This window comes from Mesorhizobium sp. Root157 (assembly GCF_001427385.1).
GTDB lineage: Bacteria > Pseudomonadota > Alphaproteobacteria > Rhizobiales > Rhizobiaceae > Mesorhizobium.
This window is the reverse complement of record NZ_LMGJ01000038.1, coordinates 26,713-52,966: the sequence shown is the minus strand read 5'-3', so window position 1 is coordinate 52,966 and position 26,254 is coordinate 26,713. Positions and strand designations below refer to the sequence as shown.

The 26,254-nt window shown below is 60.4% G+C and carries 24 protein-coding genes and 2 tRNA genes; 15 read left to right on the top strand and 11 right to left on the bottom strand.

Annotated features, from left to right (window positions below):
- Nucleotides 1–243: 243 nt before the first annotated feature.
- The gene (locus tag ASD64_RS19400) at nt 244–984 is read left to right on the top strand and encodes a DUF1194 domain-containing protein (protein WP_056108686.1); all 741 of its coding nucleotides are present in this window, start codon (nt 244–246) and stop codon (nt 982–984) included.
- A 324-nt stretch (nt 985–1,308) separates the two neighbouring features.
- Here the strand turns inward: ASD64_RS19400 and ASD64_RS19395 are convergent.
- Nucleotides 1,309–1,383, bottom strand: a tRNA-Asn gene (locus ASD64_RS19395).
- Nucleotides 1,384–1,578: 195 nt separating this feature from the next.
- Between ASD64_RS19395 and ASD64_RS19390 the strand changes: the two genes are divergently transcribed.
- The gene (locus ASD64_RS19390) at nt 1,579–1,845 is read left to right on the top strand and encodes a hypothetical protein (protein ID WP_056108683.1); all 267 of its coding nucleotides are present in this window, start codon (nt 1,579–1,581) and stop codon (nt 1,843–1,845) included.
- A gap of 126 nt (nt 1,846–1,971) precedes the next feature.
- Here ASD64_RS19390 and ASD64_RS19385 read toward each other — a convergent pair whose 3' ends face one another.
- On the bottom strand, nt 1,972–2,208 hold the full coding sequence (locus tag ASD64_RS19385; protein ID WP_056108680.1) for a DUF378 domain-containing protein: 237 nt from the start codon (nt 2,206–2,208) through the stop codon (nt 1,972–1,974).
- A 254-nt stretch (nt 2,209–2,462) separates the two neighbouring features.
- Between ASD64_RS19385 and ASD64_RS19380 the strand changes: the two genes are divergently transcribed.
- The 4 genes from ASD64_RS19380 (at nt 2,463) to ASD64_RS19365 (ending at nt 5,896) form a co-directional block, all read left to right on the top strand.
- Nucleotides 2,463–2,536 (top strand) — tRNA-Cys (locus ASD64_RS19380).
- 87 nt (nt 2,537–2,623) lie between these two features.
- Entirely contained in the window at nt 2,624–3,292 is a 669-nt protein-coding gene (locus ASD64_RS19375) for a protein-L-isoaspartate O-methyltransferase family protein (protein WP_056108676.1), read from the top strand.
- Nucleotides 3,293–3,466: 174 nt separating this feature from the next.
- Nucleotides 3,467–4,846 carry a TolC family outer membrane protein gene (locus ASD64_RS19370; RefSeq protein WP_056108674.1) on the top strand — a complete coding sequence of 460 codons (1,380 nt, stop codon included), beginning with the start codon at nt 3,467–3,469 and terminating at the stop codon, nt 4,844–4,846.
- A gap of 276 nt (nt 4,847–5,122) precedes the next feature.
- A complete protein-coding gene (locus ASD64_RS19365) occupies nt 5,123–5,896 on the top strand; it encodes a PopZ family protein (RefSeq protein ID WP_244480862.1) in 774 nt (257 codons plus the stop codon).
- A gap of 107 nt (nt 5,897–6,003) precedes the next feature.
- On the opposite strand, the gene ASD64_RS19360 is transcribed toward ASD64_RS19365, so the two are convergent.
- The 4 genes from ASD64_RS19360 to uvrA are packed head-to-tail and all read right to left on the bottom strand — an operon-like array spanning nt 6,004 to nt 10,642.
- A complete protein-coding gene (locus tag ASD64_RS19360; protein WP_056108670.1) occupies nt 6,004–6,813 on the bottom strand; it encodes a DUF72 domain-containing protein in 810 nt (269 codons plus the stop codon).
- Between the two features lie 17 nt (nt 6,814–6,830).
- On the bottom strand, nt 6,831–7,298 hold the full coding sequence (locus ASD64_RS19355) for a GNAT family N-acetyltransferase (protein WP_056108667.1): 468 nt from the start codon (nt 7,296–7,298) through the stop codon (nt 6,831–6,833).
- A 12-nt stretch (nt 7,299–7,310) separates the two neighbouring features.
- Nucleotides 7,311–7,721 (bottom strand): DUF302 domain-containing protein, encoded by a 411-nt coding sequence (locus tag ASD64_RS19350; RefSeq protein ID WP_056108664.1) that lies wholly within the window; start codon nt 7,719–7,721, stop codon nt 7,311–7,313.
- Nucleotides 7,721–10,642, bottom strand: a complete 2,922-nt coding sequence (uvrA, locus tag ASD64_RS19345) for an excinuclease ABC subunit UvrA (RefSeq protein WP_056108661.1) — start codon at nt 10,640–10,642, stop codon at nt 7,721–7,723. The genes ASD64_RS19350 and uvrA overlap by 1 nt, the downstream gene beginning before the upstream one ends.
- Nucleotides 10,643–11,490: 848 nt before the next feature.
- Between uvrA and ssb the strand changes: the two genes are divergently transcribed.
- On the top strand, nt 11,491–11,991 hold the full coding sequence (gene ssb, locus ASD64_RS19335) for a single-stranded DNA-binding protein (protein ID WP_056108655.1): 501 nt from the start codon (nt 11,491–11,493) through the stop codon (nt 11,989–11,991).
- A 180-nt stretch (nt 11,992–12,171) separates the two neighbouring features.
- Here the strand turns inward: ssb and lhgO are convergent, their stop codons facing one another.
- Entirely contained in the window at nt 12,172–13,362 is a 1,191-nt protein-coding gene (gene lhgO / locus ASD64_RS19330; RefSeq protein WP_056108651.1) for an L-2-hydroxyglutarate oxidase, read from the bottom strand.
- Nucleotides 13,363–13,774: 412 nt separating this feature from the next.
- On the opposite strand from lhgO, the gene ASD64_RS19325 reads away from it, so the two are divergent.
- A complete protein-coding gene (locus ASD64_RS19325) occupies nt 13,775–14,197 on the top strand; it encodes an OsmC family protein (RefSeq protein WP_056108648.1) in 423 nt (140 codons plus the stop codon).
- Between the two features lie 52 nt (nt 14,198–14,249).
- Here ASD64_RS19325 and ASD64_RS19320 read toward each other — a convergent pair whose 3' ends face one another.
- Together ASD64_RS19320 and ASD64_RS19315 are read right to left on the bottom strand one after the other, a co-directional pair.
- Nucleotides 14,250–14,996, bottom strand: coding sequence for an SDR family oxidoreductase (locus ASD64_RS19320; protein WP_056108646.1), 747 nt, complete (start codon nt 14,994–14,996; stop codon nt 14,250–14,252).
- 3 nt (nt 14,997–14,999) lie between these two features.
- The gene (locus ASD64_RS19315) at nt 15,000–15,773 is read right to left on the bottom strand and encodes an enoyl-CoA hydratase-related protein (protein WP_082550069.1); all 774 of its coding nucleotides are present in this window, start codon (nt 15,771–15,773) and stop codon (nt 15,000–15,002) included.
- A gap of 169 nt (nt 15,774–15,942) precedes the next feature.
- Between ASD64_RS19315 and ASD64_RS19310 the strand changes: the two genes are divergently transcribed.
- On the top strand, nt 15,943–17,151 hold the full coding sequence (locus ASD64_RS19310; protein WP_056108639.1) for a CaiB/BaiF CoA transferase family protein: 1,209 nt from the start codon (nt 15,943–15,945) through the stop codon (nt 17,149–17,151).
- Here ASD64_RS19310 and ASD64_RS19305 read toward each other — a convergent pair.
- Nucleotides 17,076–18,224 (bottom strand): LacI family DNA-binding transcriptional regulator, encoded by a 1,149-nt coding sequence (locus ASD64_RS19305; RefSeq protein ID WP_056108636.1) that lies wholly within the window; start codon nt 18,222–18,224, stop codon nt 17,076–17,078. The genes ASD64_RS19310 and ASD64_RS19305 overlap by 76 nt on opposite strands.
- A 424-nt stretch (nt 18,225–18,648) precedes the next feature.
- Here ASD64_RS19305 and ASD64_RS19300 point away from each other — a divergent pair, with 424 nt between their 5' ends.
- The 4 genes from ASD64_RS19300 to ASD64_RS19285 are packed head-to-tail and all read left to right on the top strand — an operon-like array spanning nt 18,649 to nt 22,879.
- The gene (locus ASD64_RS19300) at nt 18,649–19,953 is read left to right on the top strand and encodes an ABC transporter substrate-binding protein (RefSeq protein WP_156460235.1); all 1,305 of its coding nucleotides are present in this window, start codon (nt 18,649–18,651) and stop codon (nt 19,951–19,953) included.
- 4 nt (nt 19,954–19,957) lie between these two features.
- Nucleotides 19,958–20,908 (top strand): carbohydrate ABC transporter permease, encoded by a 951-nt coding sequence (locus ASD64_RS19295; protein WP_056108629.1) that lies wholly within the window; start codon nt 19,958–19,960, stop codon nt 20,906–20,908.
- Entirely contained in the window at nt 20,905–21,762 is an 858-nt protein-coding gene (locus ASD64_RS19290; RefSeq protein ID WP_056108626.1) for a carbohydrate ABC transporter permease, read from the top strand. Before ASD64_RS19295 ends, ASD64_RS19290 begins: the two co-directional genes overlap by 4 nt.
- Nucleotides 21,763–21,787: 25 nt before the next feature.
- Nucleotides 21,788–22,879 carry an ABC transporter ATP-binding protein gene (locus ASD64_RS19285; protein ID WP_056108623.1) on the top strand — a complete coding sequence of 364 codons (1,092 nt, stop codon included), beginning with the start codon at nt 21,788–21,790 and terminating at the stop codon, nt 22,877–22,879.
- A gap of 104 nt (nt 22,880–22,983) precedes the next feature.
- On the opposite strand, the gene ASD64_RS19280 is transcribed toward ASD64_RS19285, so the two are convergent.
- Nucleotides 22,984–24,030 carry a LacI family DNA-binding transcriptional regulator gene (locus ASD64_RS19280; RefSeq protein ID WP_056108620.1) on the bottom strand — a complete coding sequence of 349 codons (1,047 nt, stop codon included), beginning with the start codon at nt 24,028–24,030 and terminating at the stop codon, nt 22,984–22,986.
- Nucleotides 24,031–24,177: 147 nt separating this feature from the next.
- Here ASD64_RS19280 and ASD64_RS19275 point away from each other — a divergent pair, with 147 nt between their 5' ends.
- Nucleotides 24,178–25,395, top strand: coding sequence for a CaiB/BaiF CoA transferase family protein (locus ASD64_RS19275; RefSeq protein ID WP_244480860.1), 1,218 nt, complete (start codon nt 24,178–24,180; stop codon nt 25,393–25,395).
- Entirely contained in the window at nt 25,392–26,225 is an 834-nt protein-coding gene (locus ASD64_RS19270; RefSeq protein ID WP_156460234.1) for a 3-ketoacyl-ACP reductase, read from the top strand. Before ASD64_RS19275 ends, ASD64_RS19270 begins: the two co-directional genes overlap by 4 nt.
- The last annotated feature ends 29 nt before the right edge of the window (nt 26,226–26,254 follow it).

The following is a 26,254-nucleotide window of genomic DNA, read 5'->3' as shown; positions in this document are numbered from 1 at the left end:
GCAAAAGTCGCCCATTTCCGCGTCGCGAACCCTCGACGGTGGTCCACACCGCCTTCGGCTCCGCTCCTCGAACTGAGCGATTTTTGCTCATACCACGCTCCAAACCCTGAATGTCGATTGGTCCTAGCTCCTTCAGTCACCTATCCGATCTTCTCAATGCGGCGTAGCATGATGTATGTTCACCCGAGGTGCGGGAGGCGTTATTGGGGGGCGCGATTTCGTGCCGGAGACACGGTTGCGGCCATGAACTCCCTTGCCGGTCCAATGGCTATCGTCGCAGCCCTGGCACCGCTATTGCCTCCATTGGCGCATACCGCGGATGTTGATGCCGCAATTGTATTCGCGGTTGATGTCTCGGCATCCATTGATCCGGCCACCGCCGACCTGCAGCGCGAGGGCCATGCTGCAGCAATCTCTTCGCCCGAGGTCGTCGCAGCCATTACCGGCAACCGCACCGGCTGCATCGCGGTTGCCTATGTTGAATGGGCAAGTTCGGGGGATGCACGTTCGGTTGTGCCGTGGACAAGCGTCTGCGGGCTTGGAGATGCGCAGGCCGTGGCATCAGTCATCCGCAGGGAGGGCGACAGAGGCTTCGGATGTGAACGCCGGTGCGCGACCTCCATCTCTTTCGCCATCGATGTGGGCTGTATGCTGCTCGACAACTATGTTGGATCAGTTTCCAGAAAGATTATCGATATCTCGGCCAATGGCACCAACAACGATGGCTTACCCGTTGCAGGAAGCCGATTGCGAGCGATTGCCAAGGGCTACACGATCAACGCAATCGCCATTCCTGAGGTGATACTGGGCCAAGTGTACGACTTCACCGCATATTTCGCGGACAATGTCATAGGGGGTCCAAGGGCTTTCGTTATCGCGCTATCCTCGACTGGCGACTACGCTGCGGCGCTCCGCCGAAAGTTGGTGACCGAGATCAGTCTGTCCATCAGGTCATCGAGAAATGAAATGACCGCCCACGAATAGCGTCACCCGTTCGGACCCCTTGTGATTCCTCGCGGGTCCTTCTGTGCCGTCCACCGTACTCCTCTTCAGAAACCTTTCGGCCTCGGTGTGTACTTTTCCGTAGAGTCTGAGGGCTTTCCCTTCATCGTGGCCAAGGCGATCAGAACGTTGTTCTTGCCGATGAAGGCCCAGGTTCCTTGGGAACACCCCCCTGTAGCGAGCGGCCATCGCTTCCTAACTGGAGGAATTGCGCGTCGAACGACATCGAGAATGTACCCGGCTAGGTACCCAAAGGCGGCTGGATGCCATGGAATGTGTGGGTCCGCGACGTATCGTTGCCAGAAATGGCTCCCCGGGCCGGATTCGAACCAGCGACCAACCGGTTAACAGCCGGTTGCTCTACCACTGAGCTACCGGGGAACAGCAGGCTCATGCGAACGGGGCAGCCTATAGCAAACCCGTTTCGGCTTTGCAAAGCAGCAATTCGTAATTTTTGGCGTTTGTTTGGACGACGTTTCTCGCAATATGCCAGAGGCACGACCATATTGGCGTGCCAACCGTTTTCTGCATGGCTAGAACGGCCTGCGGCCATCGCAAGGTCCGGGATGAAATGAGATGAGTTCGCAAGACCAAGACCAGCCTTTGCCAGTAAGGAAAATCTCGATCTTCGGACGAGAGTTCACCATGCCGCGCTCGCGGCGCGCCCGCATCGTCATCGGCGTCGGCTTGATCGTCCTGGGGATATTCGGATTCCTGCCGGTGCTCGGTTTCTGGATGGTTCCCCTTGGCCTGTTGGTCCTTTCTTATGAATTTGCGTCGGTTCGCCGCTGGCGGCGAAGATTCGCCGTGTGGTGGGAGCGTCGCCGCCGGCCGGACCGCTAAGGCGCTGGTCATGCGGCCGCGTCTCTTTCTCTGCGCGCCGAACCCGCCGACATCGGCAGGCCGCGCCGCAGTCATTTTAAGAGCAGTGGAGGCGGCAGGGCGATCCCGCCGCCTCCTACACGGCACTCACTGGTGGTGCATGTGCCGCTCGGCGTCGACTTCGCCCATGGTGAGGCTCTGGAAGCCGGGCATCAGTTGCCACACGGCGGCAAGTCCGACGATCACATAGGCGATGCGGGACACCGCACTGCCGGAACCGCCGAAGATTGCGCCGATAACGTCGAATCCCGAAACGCCCATCGCCAGCCAATTCAGGCCGCCAATGATGATGAGTGCAAGGGTTATGAGGTTCATGTAACGCATAAACGCCTCCCTTAAGAGTGTTGCCTGAATAAAAACGGTTGCCGTTTCAACTGGTTCCAATAATCACGGATTTGTGATCGACGATGATCGCCACGAAGTATGGCCGTCCGTTCGCCCCACCGCTTATTGCGCTATTCGCCGGTGGGGGCGCCGATACGAGGGCCGGGCGAGGAAAGCGCCGGGAAAGGATTTCGAGCGCTTGACGCCACTTGCCCGCCAACCTATTGAAGCGCCCTGGAACGCCGGAGTTATGAGGCCTCGTGGCGGAGTGGTTACGCAGAGGACTGCAAATCCTTGCACCCCGGTTCGATTCCGGGCGAGGCCTCCAAATTCGGGACACCTGCACGGTTGCGGGAAGTTCGACGTTCCGGCTTGAATATTGCGCGATTGGCGCGAAAGGCGAGGCGGCTTGGATATGAGCGCTGATTTCACCGAACTTCGCGTGAAAATGGTGGATGGGCAAATTCGCACCACCGACGTGACCAGCGCACCGTTGATCGAGGCTTTCCTCGCGGTGCCCCGCGAAGCCTTCGTCGATCCGTCAGTACGTGACCTGGCTTATATCGATGAGGATATCCGTATCGCCGGCGGATTGGACGATTCGCGCTTCCTGATGGAGCCGTCGCCGCTGGCACGGCTGCTGCAACTGGCCGAAGTCGATGCGGCCGATTCGGTCCTCGATGTCGGCTGCGGCACCGGTTATTCGGCTGCCATCCTGTCCAGGCTGGCGCACTCTGTCGTGGCGCTGGAAAGCGATCCCGCGCTGGCCGAGCGGGCAGGTGCCGAGCTTGCTGGTCTCGGTTGCGAAAATGTCGTCGTCGTTACCGGGCCGTTGCGAGACGGCCACGCGGGCAAGGCACCCTATAACGTGATCTTCATCGGCGGCAGTGTCGAAGAAGTGCCGGAAACGCTCTTCGGACAGCTGGCCGAAGGGGGGCGCCTGGTCTCCGTGGAAGGGCGCGGCAATGCCGGCGTCGCCCGGGTTTTCGTCAAGGCCTCTGGTATTGTTACGGGCAGACGTGCATTTAATGCGGCAATTAAGCCACTACCCGGATTCGAACGTGTCCGCGTTTTTGAGTTCTGATCGAATTTTTCTTGCAGCAGAGGCGTTGTCATGTTGGCCTAGGCCAGCAAGTCGTTTCTGGCCGTTTGGAGTATGCGAGCGGCCATGTGGGAATGGGGGCGCGGCCGGGTTCGCTTAACGAAAGCATGCCTGCGCTGCGCGGCTCTGTTGAACAAGATTGATTGAGGGGTCGACGTGCCGTCCTTTAGCAAGACCATTTTTGCTGCCCTGCTTTTCTCCGCCACGGCGCTCTCGCCGATGTCGGTTTCGGCGGAAACCATCACGGGCGCATTGTCCAAGGCCTACAAGAACAACTCGCAATTGAATTCGGCCCGCGCCGGTGTTCGCGTCATCGATGAGGACGTGGCCATCGCCAAATCCGGCTGGCGGCCGACGGTCGGCGCTTCCGCCAGCATCGATTATACCAATACGCGGCGTGATGCCGGCTCCTCCCGCCTGACAACCGGCAGCTTCGGCGTGCAGATCAACCAGACGTTGTTCGATGGCTTCCAGACCAAGAACAACGTGGCTTCTGCCGAATCTCGCGTTCGCGCTTCGCAGGAAAGTCTTCGCAACACCGAAGAGAACATCCTGTTCAGTGCCGCCCAGGCCTACATGAATGTCATTCATGACCGGCAGGTCGCGGCCCTTACCCAGCAAAATCTGCAGTTCCTCAACGAACAGGCGCGTGCGGCGCGCTCGCGCTTCGATGTCGGCGAGGGCACGCGCACCGACGTTGCGCAGGCCGATGCTGCGCGCTCCGGCGCGGAGGCTCAACTCAGCGCATCGCGAGCCCAGGCTTTAGCCAGCGCCGCTGCGTATCATCAGTTGGTCGGTGAAGAGCCCGGCAAATTGAAAGCGGCCTCGCCGCTTGGAAAGCAGTTGCCTTCAAGCCTCAATTCGGCAGTCTCCATTGCGTCCGCGGAGCATCCGGCCATCCTGGCAACAGGTCATCTGGTCGATGCGGCCGCATTTGCGGTGAAGTCTGCCGAGGGCGCGCTGCTGCCGTCGGTCACCGCTTCAGCTGGTATCTCCCAGACTCATGTGAGCAGTTCCGGATTTTCCAGCGGGACAATGGGGGAATCCACCTCGGCCAATATCGGCGCGACGCTGAATATTCCGATCTATCAGGGTGGCCGCGCGTCGGCGCAGGTGCGCAAGTCCAAGGAATCGCTCGGCCAAGCGCGCATCGAGGTCGATGTAAGCCGTGACCAGGTTCGTCAGGCTGTAACCGCCGCGTGGACGTCTTATGCTGCCGCCAAGGAAGGCGTTGTTGCCAACCGCGCATTGGTCAACGCCGCGCAACTGGCGCTCAACGGTGTGGTCGAAGAGCGCAATGTCGGCCAGCGCACCACGCTCGACGTGCTCAACGCCCAGGCTGATGTTATCAGCGCCAAGATCAATCTGGCTGGGTCGGAACGCGACGTGGTTCTGGCCAGCTATGCGATCCTGCAGGCGATGGGACGCCTGTCCGTCGATCGGCTGGGGTTGCAAGTCGCCGAATATCGGCCGCAAGAGCACTACAACGCCGTCAAGGACAAGTGGTACGGCCTGCGCACGCCGGATGGGCGCTGACCCGCTGACTGCGGCTCGGAAACACTTATTTGGTTAGCATTCGGAAAGGCCCTTATTTAGCCGGGCCTTTTCTGTTTGGCCGGATAGGGTGCAACACCTCTAATCTGTTGAAATTCGATGCAGTTCGAGATTGGGGATTCTCGGATGGCCATCGGTCGGGTACGCTTACAGCGTGATTCGGGTGCAGCCGCGGTTGGCTGATGAAACGAGCACCGGGTCACAGGGGCGGCGAACGTGACAATGGCGACGGCAAGCAGCATACAGCGCGAACCTTCCATGGAAGAAATCCTGGCTTCGATCCGAAGGATCATCGAAGACAGCGATACCGGCCGCAATAAGCCGGAAGACATGGCGGGGATCACGCAGGATATTGAGCCGCAGGAAGCACCGGCTATTGCCGATGTCGATGCCTTTCGCGCAGAATTCCGCACCGAACCTAAAATATCGCGGCCTGTTGATTTGGCGGAAACGCAATCTTCAGTAGCCTTGGCCGAGCGCGGGCGTATTGTTCCGTCGACCGAGCAGCCGGCCCCTGTCACCTTGGCGGAAGTTGGCGCGCAACTACATGCTCAAAAAACCACAGGCATGGCTTCTAACGGCGCGCCGTCGCCGAGCCGGACACCCGATGTCGCCGACAGGCGCGAAGAGGTGGTGGCAAGCACGATACACAACACCATCGCGGCCGGGCAACCATGGGATGAGCCAACGGACAGCGTGTCACCCGTGCACGTGGAGGCGGCATCGCCCGTTATCCGCACCGACGCGGCAGAAAACGTGACGTCCGAACTGCCCGAGGCGGAGCCTGTCCGCCCGGTTGCGGACGTGCCGGCTTCCAGGCTGGCGATCGTGTCCGAGCAGACTGGCCGCCAGGTCGCGGCAGCCTTCGGCGAATTGTCGGAGGCGTTTGCCAGTCGCAGCAAGAAGACCTTTGACGACAAGGCTGAGGAAATGCTCAAGCCGATGTTGCAGGACTGGCTCGACAACAACCTGCCGACGCTGGTCGAGCGCCTGGTGCGAGAAGAAATCGAACGGGTCGCGCGCGGCGCTTAAGCGAACAAGCCCAACGGGTAACCCGAACTGGGTGCCTCTTACGATAAATTTTTTTAATTAAAACAAAGATCTAGAGGCGTGTCCGGATACAATTTCTTGGGCGGCGCCTACCCACCTGAAACCCGTTTCATTAGCGCGATGGCCCCAAATGGCGCGCGTACCTTGCCCTCGGTGATGAAGTAGACGAACACATCTCGCGGCTTCGCAGGCGCGCTCGTCTTCTGATCTGCCTTGGACAGGCTACCGGGTTCTTGGCCAGTAGCCCATGTCTTTGCACGATCCGCCCATTCATCCAGCCGTTTGGGCTCGTAACAGTCAGGATTGACGTCCTTGCCGGTTTGCAGCCTCGCATAGACGAAATCGCCGGTGACATCAGCAATCGCCGGATATTTCTCGTGGTCGGCATAAACGATCGCCACCTTGTATTTGCGGGCCAGCGCAGGAAATTCCGGCACGATAAAGCTGTCGTTCCGCACCTCGACCGCATGGCGCAGGCTCACCCCATCCTGTTTTTCCGGCAGGAGTTTCAGGAAGGCTTCGAAGTCGTCGGGATCGAATTTTTTCGTCGGCATGAATTGCCAAAGAATCGGCCCTAGTTTGTCACCGAGAGCAGCGACACCTGATCCCAGGAAACGCATCATGGATTCGCCGGCTTCGCCGAGAACCCGGCGATTGGTGACGAAGCGATTACCTTTCAATGAAAAAATAAAGCCTTCCGGCGATTCATTCGCCCATTTGACGAAGGTCGGTTCCTTGAAACTCGAATAATAGGTGCCGTTGACCTCGATGGTAGGCACCTGCCGCGAGGCATAGTGAAGCTGTTTCGCCTTGGCCAGTTTTTCAGGGTAGAAAGAAGTGTCCCAAGGCTCGAACGTCCAGCCGCCCATGCCTGCGCGGATTGTTCCTATTTGGGCCATATTCTGCTCCCTGATTCTCAGGCCGCAATTGGGCCTATCGATTTCGCCATGTTCACGATCGTCCATCCTTGCCGATAAGGGTGCGGTCCGCGACCCGTTTCATGAAAACCATAGGTTTGGTAGATCGCGAGGTTCCGCTCCATTTTCGAACTGGCGAAAAGGCGAATCTCCGGCACAGCCCAAGCGCGCGCCTGTTCTTCCGACCATTTCAGCATAGCCAAAGCGAGCCCCCGGCGCTGGAACGCCGGGCTGACGGCGACGCTGAAGATCATCGCGTGGTCGGCATGTCGTTCGAGCACGATGAGCCCGGCGGTTTCGGTGCCTTCCTCCAGCAGCCAGACCTCGCCGCGTTCGATGCGGGGCGCATAGTCCTCGGTGACCGGCACAGGAGGCGCGCCGAGCAAGGGCGTCCAGGGCGCGTAGGCAGCATCGGTCAGCGCAACGACGGCGGCGAGATCGTCAGGTCGGGCTATTCTGGGCTTCAAGGCGCGCTCCAGTCAGGTCGGGTTCGTGCCGCTGGCGGCTGCTACCAGTTTTTTCATGCCTGCTGCAATGGCGGCAACGGCTTCATGGCTGGGCGCGCCCAGATCGTGCCGGTCGGCGATCCATTCCGCGCTACTATAGATCAGCCAGACCTTGCCCCGGTCGTCTTCCCAGGCGAGCGCCTTGACCGGCAGGTCGATGCCTGCGGTCTGGCGATCCTGCATCAACGGCGTGCCGCCTTTCGGATTGCCGAATATGAGAAGTTCGGTCGGACGCAGCGAAGCCCCGACGCCGTGCGCTCCGGCGGCATGGTCGATGCGGGCAAAAATGTTCAAACCGGCCTGCAGCACGGCTTCGGCCAGACGGTCAATGGTTTCGCGCACGCCAAAGCGGCTCTCGACCGTCACCAGGCCCTTGTCTGCCATTACTCCGCCGCTTCTCTTTTGCTGCCCGGCCGTCGTTCCAACAATTCCTTGAGGAACTGGCCGGTGTAGCTGCGTTTCTCGCGAACAATATCTTCCGGCGTGCCGGATGCTACCAGTTCGCCGCCGCCGTCGCCGCCTTCGGGGCCAAGGTCGAGCACCCAGTCCGATGTCTTGATCACCTCAAGATTGTGCTCGATGACCACCACCGTGTTGCCTTGCTCGACCAGTTCGTGCAGCACCTCCAGGAGCTTGGCGACATCGTGGAAGTGCAGGCCCGTCGTCGGCTCGTCGAGAATGTAGAGCGTCTTGCCGGTCGCCTTGCGCGACAGTTCCTTGGCGAGTTTGATGCGCTGTGCTTCACCGCCCGATAGCGTCGTCGCCTGCTGGCCGATGTGGATGTAGCCAAGGCCGACCTGTTTCAGCGTTTCCAGCTTGTCGCGCACGGCTGGTACGGCGGCGAAGAAATCGACGCCTTCCTCGACCGTCATGTCGAGCACGTCGGCGATGGACTTGCCCTTGAACAGAACGTCCAGCGTTTCGCGATTGTAGCGCTTGCCGTGGCAGACGTCGCAGGTGACGTAGACATCCGGCAAAAAGTGCATCTCGATCTTAATCACGCCATCGCCCTGACAGGCTTCGCAGCGGCCGCCCTTGACGTTGAAGGAAAAGCGGCCGGGCTGGTAGCCGCGCGCTTTGGATTCGGGCAGGCCGGCGAACCAGTCGCGGATCGGCGTGAAGGCGCCGGTATAGGTGGCGGGGTTGGAACGCGGCGTGCGGCCGATGGGAGACTGGTCGATGTCGATGACCTTGTCGAGAAATTCGAGACCCTCGATGCGGTCGTGCTCGGCCGGATGTTCTCTGCTGCCCATGATGCGGCGCGAGGCGGCCTTGAACAACGTCTCAATGAGGAAGGTGGACTTGCCGCCGCCGGAAACACCGGTCACCGCCGTGAAGGTGCCGAGTGGAATCTCGGCCGTCACGTTCTTCAGATTGTTGCCGCGCGCGCCAACCACCTTGATGCGCTTGCCCTTCTTGGCCTGGCGGCGCTCGGCGGGCGTTGCGATCTCCAGTTCGCCCGACAGGTATTTGCCGGTGATCGAATTGGGATTGGCCATGATTTCGTGCGGCGTACCCTGGGCGATGACGCGGCCGCCATAGATGCCGGCGGCAGGGCCGATATCGACGACGTAATCGGCGTGCAGGATGGCGTCCTCGTCATGTTCCACGACTATGACGGTGTTGCCGAGATCGCGCAGGTGCTTCAGCGTATCGAGCAAACGCTCATTATCCCTCTGGTGCAGCCCGATTGAGGGTTCGTCCAGAACGTAGAGAACGCCGGTCAATCCCGAGCCGATCTGCGAAGCAAGCCGGATACGCTGGCTTTCACCGCCCGACAGCGTGCCGGAATTGCGGGCAAGCGTCAGATAGTCAAGTCCGACATCATTGAGGAAGCGCAATCTCTCGCGGATCTCTTTGAGGATGCGCACAGCGATCTCGTTCTGCTTGTCGTTGAGCTGCTTCGGCAGTTCGGTGAACCACTGGTCGGCCTTGCGGATCGACTGTGCGGTGACCTCGCCGATGTGCTTGCCTGCAATCTTGACTGCCAGCGCTTCCGGCTTCAGGCGATAGCCGTTGCAGGCAGGGCAGGGCGTGGCCGACATGAAGCGTTCGATCTCTTCGCGCATCCAGGCGGATTCGGTTTCCTTCCAGCGCCGTTCGAGGTTGGGGATGACGCCTTCGAAGGTCTTGGTGGTCTTGTAGGAGCGCAGGCCGTCATCGTACTGGAACGGAATCTCGACATTGCCGGTGCCATGCAGGATGGCGTTCTTGGCTTCGCCGTCGAGATCCTTGAATTTGTCGGCAAGCTTGAATCCATAGACCTTGCCCAACGCCTCCAGCGTTTGCGCGTAGTAGGGCGAGGTCGATTTAGCCCAAGGCGCGACCGCGCCGCCACGCAGCGAAACGTTATCGTCGGGCACGATCAGGCTGGCATCAATGGCGCGTTGGCTGCCCAGCCCGTCGCAGGTCGGACAGGCGCCAAACGGATTGTTGAACGAAAACAGCCTTGGCTCGATCTCCGGAATGGTGAAACCGGATACCGGGCAGGCGAATTTTTCCGAGAACAGCACGCGCTCATGCGTGTCGTTCTTTGATTTGTAGGCGGATTCTTCCGATGTCTCGCTGGCTGGCAGCGGTTTGTCGGCAAACTCCGCCACCACCAGCCCTTCGGCGAGCTTCAGCGCCGTCTCCATGGAATCGGCCAAGCGGGTGGCAAGGTCGGCGCGCACGACGATACGGTCAACCACCACGTCGATGTCATGCTTGTATTTCTTGTCCAGCGCCGGCACTTCGGCGATCTCGTAGAATGTGCCGTCGATCTTGACGCGCTGGAAGCCTTTCTTCTGCAGTTCCAGCAGTTCCTTGCGGTACTCGCCCTTACGGCCGCGCACGATCGGCGCCATGATGTAAAGGCGGGTGCCTTCCTCCAGCGCCAGCACGCGGTCGACCATCTGGCTCACCGTCTGGCTCTCGATCGGCAGCCCGGTCGCCGGCGAATACGGAACGCCGACGCGCGCGAACAACAGGCGCATGTAGTCGTAGATTTCGGTGACGGTGCCGACCGTCGAACGCGGGTTCTTCGAGGTCGTCTTCTGCTCGATGGAAATGGCCGGCGACAGGCCGTCGATCTGGTCGACGTCCGGCTTCTGCATCATTTCCAGGAATTGGCGGGCATAGGCCGACAGGCTCTCGACGTAGCGGCGCTGCCCTTCGGCATAGATGGTGTCGAAGGCCAGAGACGACTTGCCGGAGCCCGACAGGCCGGTCATCACCACGAGGGAGTCGCGCGGCAAATCGAGGTCCACATTCTTCAAATTGTGTTCGCGCGCGCCGCGAATGGAAATGTATTTATGATCGGCCATGGCCGGTCCGCCGCCTCAGATGATGAAAGTCTCGGAATGGCGGGTTGTCCCGGCCTTCCGCCAATATAGGTCGTCTCGGCGCGGTTTCGAGAGAAGCCGCACTTCCCCGTCAGCGTTTAAGCGCCTTTCGGGCAGGCGGGCAAGCGAAAAGAACAAAAAATGAACAGGCTCCTGACAAAAATCGAGACCTGCCTCGGCATGTTACAGTTGATCACATTTTGGTCGGTCAGCCGGTCAAAGGTTGACGCGGATGCCTGGAAGCGCCAGTCTTTGAAGGTCAGGGAAGCCGATCGCCCAAGGGCGATCTTCGCAGCCGGCAGGCGGTCTGTGAGACGCCGCAGACCAGCGGATGAAGCGCTCCCGGACGACTGTGCAACGGAAAGAAGGAGCGAGGTATGACTCCACCGGACAGTCTCGGAAGGCTTCGCGCCTGAGCGAAGCCGCGATTTGCAGGGCACCCAGCCAAGGCCCTTGGTTGCAGACGTGCCGTGTGATCGTTTCCCCTACAATCAGAAACCATTGTCGGATCGTCGGCGGAATGCCGCGAAGCATCCGAATTCAAAGCCGGTAAAACGCTCCCGGCATTGTGGGTTGAACCCATGGAAGGCCCTGTCCGCTCGTGACCGTAGCGGCGGGGCCTAAATTTTGCCGCCGAAGATTTTCGATGGATGCGGATTTGCCGCCCGGTCTTTGCAAAGGTCGTAGTCTTGACAAGGCAGCTTTGAATATTTAGAACATAAAGAGAACAAAAACCCTGTGGGAAAGGCCTGCGTGAGGCAGGCGAAGTGGAACGCCGCCCTGTAAGGTGCGGCGGGAAATCTGGTTTCGGACAAGCGTGGAGAAGCGTGATGGCGGGTAGCGTCAACAAGGTCATTCTGGTGGGAAATCTGGGTGCAGATCCTGAAATCCGCCGGTTGAATTCGGGCGAGCCCGTCGTCAATTTGCGCATTGCAACCTCTGAAAGCTGGCGCGACAAGAATTCCGGGGAGCGCAAGGAAAAGACCGAGTGGCATCAGGTGGTGATCTTTAACGACAATCTGGCCAAGGTTGCCGAGCAGTACCTCAAGAAGGGCATGAAAGTTTACATCGAGGGCCAGTTGCAAACCCGCAAATGGGAAAAGGACGGTGTCGAACGCTACACGACCGAGATCGTGCTGCAGAAGTTCCGCGGCGAATTGCAAATGCTGGATGCGCGCGGCCAAGGTGAGGGCGGCCAGGTCGGCGGTTATTCCGGCGGCGGCGGTGGGCGCAGTTCCGACTTCGGTCAATCCGGCCCAGGCGACTACGGCGCAAGCCGTGGTGGCGGCAGCGGCGGTTCGCGCGATCTGGACGACGAAATCCCGTTCTGACGCCTTCTCGCGGACCTCGGTGACATTCTGATTTTGGCGCATCATCAATATGTTGGGCCGGCTTTATGAATCAGAATATTGGCTCCAAGCTCTTAAGACGAGCTGTCTGAAAACCGAAAAATCCGCTTCACAAACAGTGAGATAGGGCGGCAAGCAGAATCTAGCCGCTCTGTCGTTGCGCTACCCGGCCAGCACCTTATCGACGATCATCTTGCCAATTGGAATTGCCGATGTTGCGGCTGGCGAAGGCGCGTTGCAGACATGCAGCATGCGCTCGGATTGCACGAACAGGAAGTCGTGCACCAGCGTTCCGTCCTGCATCACCGCTTGTGCCCGTATGCCGGCCGGCCAGGGTTGCAGGTCGCCGGCCTCGAGTTCCGGGCAGTATTTGCGGCAGGCTTCGAGATAGCGCCGTTTGAACAGCGAGTTGCCGAATTCCAACAGGCCGGAGCGCCAGTTGGCGGCGATCAATTTCCAGAAGCCGGCAAAACCCATCATGTCGGCGATGTCGGCCCCCCGCATCCGGCCTTTCGGATAGCCTTCTCGGTCGAAACCGAGCACGGCGTTCGGCCCCACCGTCAGGCTGCCGTCGATCATCCTTGTCAGGTGGATACCCAGAAATGGCAGGTCGGGGTCGGGTATGGGGTAGATCAGGTGCTTGACGATATTGGAGAGGCGAGGCGGAAGCACATGATATTCGCCGCGAAACGGCACGATGCGGTGCTTGATTTTCAGGCCGGCCAGGCGCGCCAGCCGGTCGGATTGCAGGCCGGCGCAGGCGATCAGCCGTCTGGCTTCGATCCTGTCGCCTCCGGCCTCAATGACGACGCCGGTATCCTCTTCCCGCAAAGCCGAGACATTCGCACCCAAACGGATCACACCGCCTTTCGCCTGGATCGCCCCGGCCATTGCCTCGCCCACTGTGCGATAGTTGACGATGCCGGTCGATGGCACCAGCAGCGCACCCAGGCCTGAAATGCGGGACTCCGTATTCTGCAGTTGCTGGGCATCAAGGTATTTGAAGGCAATGTCGTTTTGGGCCGCACGCTTGGCGAGCACATCCATGCGCTCGAGTTCCAGCGCGTTGGTCGCCACCAGAAGCTTTCCGCACTGGTCGAACGCGATAGCGTTGTCGCGGCAGAATTGCTTGGTCGCCTCGGCGCCTTCGCGGCACAGGCGCGCCTTGAGTGAATCCGGTTGGTAGTAGATGCCGGAATGGATCACGCCGCTGTTATGACCGGTCTGGTGCACGGCGGCGGCGGGTTCTTTCTCCAGCACCACGACGCGCGCTCCCGGTTCGCGCCGCAGCAGCTCCGTGGCCACGGCCAACCCGACGATGCCGGCACCCACCACGCAATAATCGAACGTCATCTTGCCGCTCCGCTCCTGTCGCCATCGTTTACGTCGATTTGCGGCCGCGTGAAATAGCACGCAGGGCGGGGTCAACGAAAAGGCCCGGCTGCACCAGCACGAATCCGGTTGAAATGACGCTGCTTTGTCGAGGCCGGCAGGCTTGGCCGGCGTGTGTGCAATAGCTTGGGCTATTCACGCCGGCCAATACGGTAGTCGTTGCGACCGCCGCATGAAGCTAACTATCGCGCTCGGGGCAGTTGACCACGGTTGCGGTACAAAAATGCCCGAGGCGGTGAAGGCCCTACCGATGAAATCTGATGTCCAAAGGTGCAAAGGCGATCGAGCAGGGCTTGAACGCTGGACGGTCGCGGGACACAAATCAAAGTGCAGGGCGTGATGCCCGAATGCCGAGATGAAAGGAACGTGTTCAATGAAAGCGCGCATTAAATGGGTTGAAAACCGCACGTTCGTCGGTGAATCCGGATCCGGGCACAAATTGGTGTTGGGCACGGCCTTCGGGCCTGAGGGCTCTACGCCGGGGCCGAGCCCAATGGAACTGGTCCTGATCGGCACCGGAGGCTGCTCGGCCTACGACGTTGTTCACATTCTGGAAAAGGGGCGCGAGGCGGTCCAGGACTGCGTGGTCGAACTCGATGCGGAACGGGCCGAAAGCGAGCCCAAGGTGTTCACGCGAATCCACATGCATTTCGTGGTGACGGGAAGGGGGCTTGAGCATGCGAAAGTGAAACGGGCCATCGATTTGTCGATCGAAAAATACTGTTCCGCTTCGGCGATGCTCGCGAAAACAGCCGCCATCACCCATGACTTCGAGGTCATCGATATTGGAAAATAGCGGTTGCGCCGAGCGAACAGCGCCTTTCGCCAATTGATTGACGATACAATTCCTAAATTGAGCGCCCGCCATCTATCGGCAGGCATATGCCGGTGAGGAATGCTGCGGCCGGAGATGCCAGGAAGGTTACGACGCCGGCGATGTCCGAACTCTCGCCAAGTCTTCCAAGAGGGATCGTTGCTTCGATCTGGCGGCGACGCTCCTGCGGGTCGGCACTCCCCAGCGTGTTCTTGGTCATACCGGTAAGGGAGGCGACCGGTGCGACGGCATTTGCGCGTACGCCGTCTGGCGCCAATTCGATCGCCAGGGCGCGTGTAAAGCTGATCATGGCCCCCTTGGTCGCGGCATAGACGGACTGTCCCCAGCGCGGATGTTCGGCGGTCACTGAGGCGACATTGACGATGACACCCTTGCGTTTGCGTAGTGCCGGAATGGCCTGCGTCGCCATCAGGTAGACGGACTTGAAGTTGACGGCGAAAATGCGGTCGAACTCCACCTCGTTGATGGTTTCAACCGGAACCGGCGGATGCGTGATGCCGGCGTTGTTGACCAGTACGTCGATACCCCCCGACCATTGGATTGTAGCGTCGATGAGTTTTTGCGTCGAACGTGCGTCGGCAACATCGGTGTGTTGGAAACGGGCTTTGCCGCCGGCCGCCTCGATCTCATGCGCCACACGCCGGCCGCCGGCTTCGTTGAGGTCAGCAAGCATGACTGCGTCGCCCGCCGCGGCGAAGCTCCTGGCGATCGCCTCGCCGAAGCCGGAGGCGGCGCCCGTGACCATGATGCTGCGTGCCATTGTTCAGTGTCCCTGGAAATTCGGTTTGCGCTTCGTCATGAAGGCTTCGACGCCCTCGTCGTGATCGGTAGTCTGGAAACTCAACCGGACCTGCTCGCGCTCGGCATCAAGACCTGCTGATAGCGTGGTCTCATAGGCCGTGCGTACGGCCTGCTTGGCCAGACGCGCAGCAATGGGGGCCTTGGCAGCGATCCGCGCGGCAATTTCCACCGCACGGTGAACCGCTTCGCCCGCAGCTACCAGATCGGAGACCAGGCCCCAGCGTTCGGCAGTCGCTGCGTCGATTGCTTCGCCGGTGAGAACGAGGCGCATCGCCTGTGCCTTGCTTAGGCTGCGGGGCAGGCGCTGCGTGCCACCATCGCCGGGTAGCGAGCCAAGGTCGATCTCGGGTTGGGCAAAGCGGGCGTTGGCACCAGCGACGACGATGTCGCAGAGCATGACCAGTTCGTGTCCGCCGCCAAAGGCGATGCCCTCGACCGCTGCGATAAGCGGCTTTTCGAAGGCATCGACAGACTTCCAGGCATCAAGCCTGCGCGCCCCATAGATCGCCTCGATCCCGGCAGCAGCCATTTCGTGTACATCAGCTCCAGCTGAAAAGGCGCGTTCATCGCCAGCCAGCACAACCGCGCGAACGCCGCTGCTGGAGGCACAAGCTCCAAGCTCGGCCGCAAGTTCGACCAAAAGATCGCCGCTTAAGGCATTCAGCCGACTTGGCCGATTGAGGCGGATCAACCGCACGCCGGCCGTAGGCTCGCTTGTCTCGATCAGCAGCGTCACGGTCACCTCGTTATGAAAAGGCTTTCATAAATAAGGTCGATCTGTCACACTGCCAGCCACAAGTCAACGATACCCTTGGATAATAGCCATTAAAACAGGTAGATATATGCTCTACCCACGAACTTGTTCATTGGTAATAATGTAATCGCTTACATAAATTGGGGATTCCGTGACTCTTCTCGATGGCGTCCGAATTGTGAGTTTCAACCACTTCCTGATGGGCCCGGTTGGTGTGCAGCATCTGGCGGACCTGGGCGCGGACGTGGTGGCGATCGAGCCGCTCGGCGGCGGCCAGCAGCGGCATTGGGCTGCGGCGGGCAAGTGGATCGGACCAGACACGCCGTTATTTCTGGCCGGCGGCCGCAACAAGCGCAGCCTGGCACTCGATCTGAAGTCGCCGGACGGTGCCGAGATTGCTCGGCGGCTGGTCGCTCAGGCCGACGTCATCGTCGAGAACTATCGGCCTGGCGTCATGGACAAACTCGGTCTCGGTTTCGAGACCGTGCAGGCATTCAATCCCAAGGTCGTCTACGCATCGGCTTCCGGTTTCGGAGCTGACGGCCCTTATCGCGACCGCCCAGGCCAGGACCTTCTGATCCAAGCTATGAGCGGGTTGGCCGCGATCACCGGGCGCGCTGGGCAAACAGCGCGCCCGGTAGGCGTTTCGGCTGTCGACCACCACGGTGCATCGCTGCTGGCGCTCGGCGTGCTTGCCGCACTCTACCGGCGAAGCACCACGGGAAAGGGTTGTCGCGTCGACGTCAGCTTGCTCAACGCGGCCATCGACCTTCAACTTGAATCCTTCGTCACCTACCTGAACGGTCCGCGCCCTGACGCAGGGGTTGCTACCGAAGGCTCGCTGGGCGGCTGGTATTTTCCGGCACCCTACGGCATCTACCGCACTGCGGATGCCGATCTGGCGATCTCGCTGACCAGCCTCAAGGTGCTCGCCGCTGCAACCGGATCGGTGGAATTGGCGGCCATTGACGACGCCGACGCCTGGTCGGCCCGCACGCGCATTTGCACCTTGCTTGAGGACGTTCTTGTTCAAAAACCATGCGCCGAATGGGAAGCGATCTTTGCAAAGGCAGGCATCTGGCATGCACGGGTCGGTGACTACGAATCCGTGATGGCGGACCCGCAAGTGCGCCACAATGGCTGCTTCATCGACACCTGCAGCGCCGCCGGCGACCCCATAACATTGGTGGCACACCCCGTCCGCTACGATGGTGCCGCACCGGCGGTGCGCCTTACGCCTCAGCCCTTGGGTGCTCAAACTGTCGAGATTCTGGCGGAGCTTGGCTATTCGGCGGCGGAGCGTGCCCGCCTTTTCGCAGATGGGGTCTGCACGGGTCCGGAATCCTGCCCGCCGCGCTGAGCGTCAGCTTTTGCCGGCTCCGGCGGGCGACCGGTCGATTCACGCACGATGAAGGATGCCTTCAGCTTGGTCGAAGAAGCACCGTCGCGCCCCTCGATACGAGCCAGCAGATACTCGCCGACGCGCCGGCTCTGCTCGGCCAGGGGTAGTCTGATGGTGGTCAGCGAAGGCTGCGTATGCTCTGCAATGTCGAGATCGTCAAAGCCGATCACGGACAACTGCTCCGGCACCTCGATGCCAAGGGTTCGGCACTCGGCCAGCGCGCCGAAAGCCATCAGGTCGTTGGTGCAAGCCACTGCGGTAACATGGGGCTTGCGTTCGACAAGGCGGCGCAGCCCCTGGCGCGCATCGGTCAGCGTGGACGGCACCTCGATCACATCGGGTTTGGGCAAATCGTGATCGGCAATACAGGCCCGGGCTCCCTCGACACGAGCCGCAAGCCGCTCGTTGCTATGCGTCTCGGCGGTGAGCACGCCGATATTGGTGTGGCCCAGATTGATGAGAAATCGCGTCGCGTCGTAAAACTCCTGGCAATTGTCCACGCCGATGCACGGATAGGGAGAGTCACTCGCATACTGAAAGGCGGTGACGAACGGCAGGCCCGATGTTTCGAGCAGTTGCCACAGTTCAGGTGCATGGTCGTGGCCCACAAGGACCATGCCGTCGATGCCGTGCTGCAAGAGCGCCCTTACCTCGTGGAATTCGCGCGCCTTGTCATATTCCGAACTGGCGATGATCAGGTGGTAGCCGCTGCGGTTAAGCGCCTGCTGCAGGATTTCGGCTGATTCAGCGAACACCGCAGTGCGCAAGGTCGGCACGATCAGGCCGATGGAATGCGTTCGATCCGAGGCAAGGGCGCGGGCTGCGCCATGGGCGACGTAGCTCAGTTCCTGAATCACGCGTGCCACGCGTTCGCGCACCTCCTGTCGGACGAGTTCAGGGCGGTTGATGGCGCGCGAAGCCGTCGCTTCCGAGACGCCCGCGTGGCGCGCAACGTCGGCGAGCCGCATCTTGCGCTTGACGCTTCGGCGCGCGCGGTGACGCTTCGGCTCGTCCTGCTGTGACTGCGTCATCGAAACTCCTCTTGCGTTGCGCGAATCCCGCAGCATCCAGCGTAGCACCAAGTGTACATCGTGCCAAATGAATGAAAGCGTTTGCAGAAATTAAAACTCATATAAAACAGATGTTTATTTGAATCCGGGGGCAAAATAGCACAGAAATTATGCAAACTTGACATCAATTGCACCAGACCTTCGTCGTATTTGATCCAAAAACGATGTCCGGCGCTTGACTTCCTGCGTCGCAAAACAGTAAGATTTGCGGGCTAATCCAAGAGTCAGAGGCCGGTTCTGGCGCCCCAATCGCGTGCGCCATTGTTCTTCGAAATGAAATGAAAGCGGTTTCATAAATTGGAGCGGTATGTAACTGAGCATCGCAAATCGCACGGTCCGCAATTTGCTTAGGACGGCGCGAACCGGATTTCTTGGGAGGAAGTTGATGAAACGAAAACTGACAGGGCTGCCTTTGGCCGGGAGCATGGTGCTCGGTTTGGCTGCGCTTGGGGCTACCCCTGCGCAGGCGGAAGGCACGCTCAAGATCTGCTACATGAGCCATCCCGTTATCGACGCGAACGTCGCAATGATGGAAAAATGGGCCAAGGCAAACGACGTCGAATTCGAGAAGAATCCGATGTCCTATTCGGTCTATCTGCCGAAAATGAGCCAGATGCTCAGCAGCGGCGGCACCGATTGCGATATCTTCTGGCACAATGATGATTGGGGCCAACTGTGGAAGCAGTGGGTGGAACAAACCTCCGACGTCGCCGGCATGGATACCATCCAGAAGGGGCCGATGCGCGCCTTCCCCAACGACGAAGGTCAGCCGACGGCGGTTCCGTTGGCGCACACAGTCGGAACATTCTTCTACCGCACCGATCTGGTCGCCGAAAATGACGTGCCGAAGACCTGGGCCGACATGGTGGCTGTTGGCCACAAGCTGCAGGAAGAAGGGAAGACCAAGTGGGGCTATGTCGGCGGCATGACCCACCAGAACACCTGGTTCTCCATCTGGTGGTCGCTGTGGACAAACGGCTGCGACATCTTCAATCCGAAATTCGAACGCGACAACGCCGTTCTCGACAAGAGCGGCTGGGTGCCGACGCTGACGGAAGATTGCCACCGCGAGACCATCGAGTTCTGGTGGGACAACCTGCACAAGGACAAGATCAGCCCCGAGGGCATGGTTTCCTACGGACGCAACGAAGCCAACGCCATCTTCATGGCCGGAGAATCGGCCTTTACCTTCGCCGACTCGACCTTCCTGGGAGAGTTCAACAATCCCGAAAAGTCGAAGATCGCCGGAAAAGTCGGGATGGCACTGTGGCCGATGGGGCCGCGCCTCGATCACAATGTGGCCTGGGACACCGTCTGGGCCTGGGGCATCCCCAAGGCGCTGGATGCCAAGCAGAAGGATATCGCCAAGCAAGCGCTCGGCGCCATGCTGCTCGATAAAGAGGGCCAGATAGACCAGTGGAAGGGCACTGGCGGACCGCCGCCCAACACGACATTGTGGCCTGAACTGGCCAGCCAGGATCCCGTGTTCGCCAAGCTCAAGGCGGTCGTCTTCGACGTGCAGGACCACATCCTGTCGGCTTACTACTTCCCCAATTGGCCGGCGGTGCAAAAGGCCTACGCTGATATCTCGACCGAAGCCTTGAGCGGCAAGCGGGAGGATATACCCGCTGTATTGGAGCGGGGCATGAAGACCCTGCACGATGCAGCCGTCCAGCAGATCGCGAAATAACGCGATGCCGACGGTTGCCGCAGATCGTCAACCAGCGTCGCGGGGAGCAATCCCCGCGACGCGCCGCCGTAGCCGATTGATCGGCGAGCGGCTGAATTTCCAGATCGGCCTGATCCTGCCGTCTGTGCTGGTGCTCTTGCTGTTCCAGGTCGTACCGATCTTTATCGGCACGGATGCAAGCTTCCGGCGTTGGACCCTTTACGATCCGGACAAGACCTGGGTCGGGCTCGAGCACTATCGCTATGTGCTCAGCGACACCAATTTCCTTTTCACCGTCCTGCCAAACACGTTTCTGCTGATGGTAGGTTCCGTCGGTCTTTCGTTGGCGCTCGGCATGGCGGTCGCGCTGCTCCTCCATCGCGGTTTCGCCGCCCAGCGACTGGTCCAGACGGTGGTGCTGCTGCCGTTGATGATCGGCCCCGTCATTGCTTCGACGATGATGCGCTGGACCTTCAACGACCAGTTCGGCGTGGTCAACGCATTCCTTGGCTGGCTCGGGCTTGGCCAACCTGCCTGGCTAGCCGATCGCTGGTATGCGTTCGGGGTAATCGTCTTCACTGATGTCTGGATCTGGACGCCGTGGTTTGGCCTGTTGTTGCTTGCCGGACTGAAGAGCCTGCCCAAGGAGCCGTTTGAGGCGGCGGCACTGGATGCGGCGGGGCGTTGGCGCACCTTCACCCATATCACCGTGCCGATGCTGCGCCCGGTCATCGGAGTGTGCGTCGTCATCCGGGCCATCGATTGCTTCCGCACCTTCGACCAGGTCTGGTTGCTGACAGGCGGGGGGCCTGCCCGATCCACGGAGGTGTTCAGTATCTACGTCTACATGGAAGCGTTCCAGAACCTGAATTTCGCCCGCGGGTCTGCTGCAGCTGTCATCGGCACGCTGATCATCATGGTGGCAGGTCTGGCACTCTACGCCCTCATCAACCGCTTCATGGATGTGTCCCGATGAGCCTTGCTTCCACCGCTCAGTCATCGCCACGACGGACCCGCCTGTTTGATTTCCTGCAGCCGGGCGCACGCGCCGCCTTCACTGCAATCGCGGTTACGGCCGTGGTTGTGCTGTTCCTGGCGCCGATCATCATCCTGGTTGTGACGTCGCTGCGTCCGGGATGGGGTGTCTACTACATTTATCGCGGCACCGAGTTCACGCTGGCCAACTACGTCGAAGTTTTCCAGCGCAGCGTGGTTGTCGAGGCGTTCATCAATTCGTTCCTGCTCTCGACTGTGGCGACGATCCTTTCGCTGGGAGTGACAGTGACCAGTGGCTATATGCTCTCCCGCTTCAAGGGCTGGCTGCCGAAGACCTGGTTCACCTCCATCTATGTGTTCCGGACCGTGCCCTACATTTCCTGGGTGCTGCCCCTCTACATAGTCAATGAATCCCTCGGCCTCTACGACACGTTTTTCGGCATCCTGGCAGCCCATGTCGCCGTTCATGTCTGCTTCTTCTCGTGGATCATGAAAGGCTTCTTCGATGGCATCGACCCGTCGATGGAGTATGCCGCCATGATCGACGGCTGCACGCGCTGGGGGGCGTTTCGTCGGGTGGCGCTGCCAGCTGCCGGTCCGGCGATCGCGGCACTCGGCATCCTGTCCTGGCTGTGGACATGGAACGAATTCCTGTTCGCTCTCATCCTTACCGGCAACCGCACGCCGCTCCTTACCGTGACGATGGCGCAGTTTGTGACGGAACTCGGAACGGAATGGAATCTGATGAGCGCCATGGCGGTAATGGCCATGATTCCGGCTGTCATCATTACGCTGTTCGCCCAGAAATACGTGATCCAGGGCCTGCGCATCTGAACGCGCCCCAATTCGGAGTTTTGATATGGCTGAAGTCGTTCTGCGCGATGTGTGCAAGCGCTACGGTAGCTACAACGCCGTCGACAACGTCAACCTGACCATCCGCGACAAGGAATTCGTCGTGCTGGTCGGGCCGTCCGGCTGCGGCAAGTCGACGACACTGCGGATGATCGCCGGTCTGGAGGATATTTCAGATGGCACCATCACCATCGGTGACCAGACGGTCAACGATCTGCCGCCGCGCGAGCGCGATATCGCCATGGTGTTCCAGAACTATGCGCTCTACCAGCACATGACGGTCTACGACAATCTCGCCTTCGGCCTGCGCAACCGGAAGGTGCCGGAGGACAAGATCAAGGCGGAAATCGACCGGGCCGTCGACATTCTCGGCCTGCGTGACCTGCTCAAGCGCAAGCCGCGCGAGTTGTCGGGCGGCCAGCAGCAACGGGTCGCGCTCGGTCGTTGCATCGTGCGGCACGCCAAGGTGTTCCTGTTCGACGAGCCGCTGTCCAATCTGGATGCGAAATTGCGCGCGCACATGCGTCTCGAACTCAAGCGGCTGCACCGGCGCGTCGAAACCACCGCCATCTATGTCACGCACGACCAGGTCGAAGCGATGACGCTGGGCGATCGGGTGGTCGTCATGAACAACAGCCGTATCGAGCAGGTAGGAACGCCGTGGGAGATCTATGCGCACCCGCGAACTCGCTTTGTCGCGAGCTTCATCGGTTCGCCGGCGATGAATTTCCTCGACGGCAGGGTCCGGAGCAACGGCTCGGGTTTCCATGTCGAGACACCGGGCGGAACGTTCCACGTTTCCGATGCCAACGCGACCGGATTGGCCGGTCACGACGGGCGCGACGTGACCGTTGGCCTTCGGCCGGAACATATTCGCTTGAGCGAAACCAAGGCCGAGAACGCGCTTCATGGCCGCATCGAATTGACTGAACAACTCGGGGCCGAGCAACTTGTCGAGGTCGTTGCCGAAGAATCCCGGATCATGGTTTCGCGCGTCGAAGCGGAGCGTGATCTGAAACCGGGTACTCCAGTGTATCTCACCGTCGAGCCCGGCCAACTACGTTACTTCGACCGCGAGACAGAGCAAAGGTTGGCTTGAGCGGGCCGCAGCCGTGGCCAACTGTGTTCCACTTTGCGGGTACTCTTGTTGCGATGAGGCAATGCCAACCGGCTGGTCTATATCGTGTGCTGAAAGGACCGCGCTTACTCTGAGAACTTGGGCGCGGCTCCGGTGCTGCCGCGCACGATGATGCGGATGGGCAGCTCCGTCTGACGCAGGTACCTCTTCTGCGCGACGGGTGCGAGAATGTAGTTGGCTGCAAGGGTGCCCATCTCGCGCGCAGGCACTTCCAGGGTGGTCAGTTCCGGCGCCGTGAGTTCGGCAATCTCGAGATTGTCGAAGCCCACGATGGAGATTTCCTTCGGCATCGCAATGCCTTGCTGCTGGCAATATTTGATGGCGCCCGTGGCCAGGATGTCGCTGCCGCAGAATACCGCGGTTGGCCGCACCGGCAGATCCATCAGCGAGCGCATCGCCTGCCGGCCGCTCTCGACCTTGTAAGCACCCTCGACCACGGGCACGGCCTCCGGATCGTGGCCACGTGCAGCGACCTCGGCCAGGAAGCCGTCGAGGCGGCCCTTGGCGCGGTCATTGTTGGTTGTGATGCCAGCGATCATGCCGAGCCTGGTATGACCGAGATCCATCAGAAATCGGGCGGCGGCGGCACCGGCCTTTTCGTTGTCGAAGCCGATCGCCGCTCCGGTGTCGGCGGCAACCGACGTATAGGTGAGAACGTAGTCGACACGCTTCTGGTCAAGCAAGGCCATGGTCTGCGCACTGTGCGCCGAGCCGACCAGGACGATTGATTCCGCACCGCGCTCGACAAGCAGGCGAGCCTGTTCGAATTCCAGGTCAAGATCATAGTGCGAAGTGCTGATGATCACCGAAACGCCGCTCTCGGCCAATTTCGCCTGCAGACCATCGACCATGGTGGCATAGATGGCGTGATCCAGCGTCGGAATGATCGCGCCGACCAGCCGCGAGCGGGTCGAGCGCAGCGCCCGAGCCGAGCCGTTGGGCACATAGCCGAGATCTGCAGCCGCGCGCATGACGCGCTCGCGCTCGTCCTGTCCGACACGCGGATTGCCATTGAGCACGCGCGAGGCAGTTGCAAGCGAACAATTGGCGAGGCGGGCGACGTCGATCAGCTTGGCTCCGCCGCTGTCTGGTCCTTGGGCTCGTCCAGCCAAGCGATGCTCTCCTGTTTGTGAAAACGTTTTATCAGTTTTTCTTGATCTAGCACAATCACATAGGCGATCGAAGCAAAAACTCGCTTGACTCGCAAGTTTCTATGTGAAAACGTTTTCTCATCGAAGGAGTTCAGGGGAGAACAGCGGATGCTGCTCAATGGCATCAAGGTCGTCAGCTTTTGCCATTTTCTGCAGGGTCCGGCCGCAGATCAGTATCTGGCCGACATGGGCGCGGACGTCATCAAGGTCGAGCCTCTCACCGGGGCCTACGAGCGGCATTGGTCTGGCGCCGATGTTTATGTCGAGGGCGTCAGCGGCTTCTACCTATGCGCCAATCGCAACAAGCGCTCCATCGCCATCGACCTCAAGAGCGAGGAAGGCAAAGCCGTAGCGCGTCGGCTGATCGCCTCGGCAGATGTCGTGTCCGAGAACTTTCGTCCAGGTGTGTTCTCACGGCTCGGCTTCGACGAAGCCGCGCTGCGCGAGATCAATCCAGATTTGATTTTTGCCTCGGCGAGCGGCTACGGTTCCAGCGGCCCGATGGCGCAGAAACCCGGCCAGGACATTTTGTGCCAGGCACGCTCCGGCCTGATCAGCGCAACAGGAACGCCGCAGGGCGGACCGACACCGGTCGGCGTCGCGGTGGTCGACCAGCACGGTGGCGCATTGATGGCGATGGGTATTCTCGGCGCCCTGATCCGCAAGCTCCGCGAAGGTCTCGGGACGCGCGTCGAATCCAGCCTTATCAACTCCGCCATCGACCTGCAGGGCGAGGCCCTGGTCAACTATTTCGCCGGCGGCATGACGCGCGAAGTGCTGAAGCGTGAACACAATTTGGCAACATGGTTTCACGCCGCGCCTTATGGTGTCTATCCGACCCGCGATGGCCATGTCGTCATCTCGCTGTGTGAGGCAAGCGTGCTGGCCGAGGCGGTGGACAGTGACGAATTGCGCGCCGCCGTCACCGTCGACCGCTACAAGAACCGTGACGAGTATGCCCGCATGCTCGACAGGGCGACCGCCGTCTTCACCACCGACGAACTCGCCATGCGTCTCGACGAGCGCGGTATCTGGTGGGCTCCGATCGCCTACTACGACGACCTACTGGCCGACCCGCAACTCACCCATATGCAGGTGTTCCGGCGCATCGACGTCAGGGGCCGGACCATCCATCTCGTCAATCACCCCAACCGCTATGACGGCGAGGTGCCGGACGTGCGGGTTCTGGCGCTGGAGATCGGTGAGCACACGCGCGAAATCCTGGGCGAACTCGGCTACTCGCGAGCTGAAACCGACGACCTCATCGAAGCGAGTGCGGTAGCCGCGTCGCGTACCGAACACAGCAAGGCAACAGAACTGTCATGACGTTGAGTGAACCCCTTCCGCGCGCAAGCGAAACGTCGCAACTACCCCAGACAGGTGCCGGCGAGCGGGGCGTTGCCTTGGTCACTGGTGGGCGCCGCGGCATCGGCCGAGCCATATGTCGCGAACTCGCGAGGAGTGGCTTTGACATCGCCGTCATTGACATCATCGACGATGACAGTGGCCGCGAAACCGTCGAGATGGTGAGGCAGGCGGGACGCAAGACGCTGTTCAGGCAATGCGACATATCTGATACCGGTTCCTACAACGCTACGCTCGATCGGGTGGAAGGCGAACTCGGCGCGATCAGTTGCCTGGTCAACAACGCCGGCATCCAGGTGCCGGTTCGAGGCGATCTCCTTGAAGTGTCGGAGGAGATGTTCGATCATCTCATCAACATCAATCTGCGCGGCACCTTCTTCCTTACCCAGGCGGTAGCACGCCGCATGGTGGCGCAGACAACTCCCGCCGCAGAGCGCTCGATCATCACCATCACCTCGGCCAATGCCGGTCTGGTATCACCGGAAAAGGGGCCGTATTGCGTGTCCAAGGCCGGCCTCTCGATGGCCTCGCAGCAATTTGCGCTGCGGCTCGCCGAGGAGGGCATCAGGGTGCATGAAATCCGCCCCGGCCTTATCCGCACGAATATGACGGTGGATGTATACGACCGCTACTCGCCGCTTGTGGCGGCTGGCGACATCTGCCCGATGCGACGCTGGGGCGAGCCCGAGGACATCGCCCGCGGCATCGCCACGCTGGCGACGGGCGCCATGCCGTTCAGCACCGGCGATATCTACAACATCGGCGGAGGTATGCAGATCCATCAACTTTGATGACTTCAAGGACGTTTCGCGCTCTGGTT

What these genes read in the sequence shown, in the direction of transcription:
- ASD64_RS19320 (WP_056108646.1), bottom strand. Translation starts at nt 14,996, where the DNA reads ATGGCACGCAGCATCATGGTCACGGGCGCCGCCTCCGGCTTCGGCGAG.
- ASD64_RS19400 (WP_056108686.1), top strand. Translation starts at nt 244, where the DNA reads ATGAACTCCCTTGCCGGTCCAATGGCTATCGTCGCAGCCCTGGCACCG.
- ASD64_RS19275 (WP_244480860.1), top strand. Translation starts at nt 24,178, where the DNA reads ATGCTGCTCAATGGCATCAAGGTCGTCAGCTTTTGCCATTTTCTGCAG.
- ASD64_RS19365 (WP_244480862.1), top strand. Translation starts at nt 5,123, where the DNA reads ATGGAAGAAATCCTGGCTTCGATCCGAAGGATCATCGAAGACAGCGAT.
- ssb (WP_056108655.1), top strand. Translation starts at nt 11,491, where the DNA reads ATGGCGGGTAGCGTCAACAAGGTCATTCTGGTGGGAAATCTGGGTGCA.
- ASD64_RS19390 (WP_056108683.1), top strand. Translation starts at nt 1,579, where the DNA reads ATGAGTTCGCAAGACCAAGACCAGCCTTTGCCAGTAAGGAAAATCTCG.
- ASD64_RS19300 (WP_156460235.1), top strand. Translation starts at nt 18,649, where the DNA reads ATGAAACGAAAACTGACAGGGCTGCCTTTGGCCGGGAGCATGGTGCTC.
- ASD64_RS19295 (WP_056108629.1), top strand. Translation starts at nt 19,958, where the DNA reads ATGCCGACGGTTGCCGCAGATCGTCAACCAGCGTCGCGGGGAGCAATC.
- ASD64_RS19385 (WP_056108680.1), bottom strand. Translation starts at nt 2,208, where the DNA reads ATGCGTTACATGAACCTCATAACCCTTGCACTCATCATCATTGGCGGC.
- uvrA (WP_056108661.1), bottom strand. Translation starts at nt 10,642, where the DNA reads ATGGCCGATCATAAATACATTTCCATTCGCGGCGCGCGCGAACACAAT.
- ASD64_RS19360 (WP_056108670.1), bottom strand. Translation starts at nt 6,813, where the DNA reads ATGGCCCAAATAGGAACAATCCGCGCAGGCATGGGCGGCTGGACGTTC.
- ASD64_RS19325 (WP_056108648.1), top strand. Translation starts at nt 13,775, where the DNA reads ATGAAAGCGCGCATTAAATGGGTTGAAAACCGCACGTTCGTCGGTGAA.
- ASD64_RS19350 (WP_056108664.1), bottom strand. Translation starts at nt 7,721, where the DNA reads ATGGCAGACAAGGGCCTGGTGACGGTCGAGAGCCGCTTTGGCGTGCGC.
- ASD64_RS19375 (WP_056108676.1), top strand. Translation starts at nt 2,624, where the DNA reads ATGAGCGCTGATTTCACCGAACTTCGCGTGAAAATGGTGGATGGGCAA.
- ASD64_RS19305 (WP_056108636.1), bottom strand. Translation starts at nt 18,224, where the DNA reads ATGACGCAGTCACAGCAGGACGAGCCGAAGCGTCACCGCGCGCGCCGA.
- ASD64_RS19270 (WP_156460234.1), top strand. Translation starts at nt 25,392, where the DNA reads ATGACGTTGAGTGAACCCCTTCCGCGCGCAAGCGAAACGTCGCAACTA.
- lhgO (WP_056108651.1), bottom strand. Translation starts at nt 13,362, where the DNA reads ATGACGTTCGATTATTGCGTGGTGGGTGCCGGCATCGTCGGGTTGGCC.
- ASD64_RS19290 (WP_056108626.1), top strand. Translation starts at nt 20,905, where the DNA reads ATGAGCCTTGCTTCCACCGCTCAGTCATCGCCACGACGGACCCGCCTG.
- ASD64_RS19285 (WP_056108623.1), top strand. Translation starts at nt 21,788, where the DNA reads ATGGCTGAAGTCGTTCTGCGCGATGTGTGCAAGCGCTACGGTAGCTAC.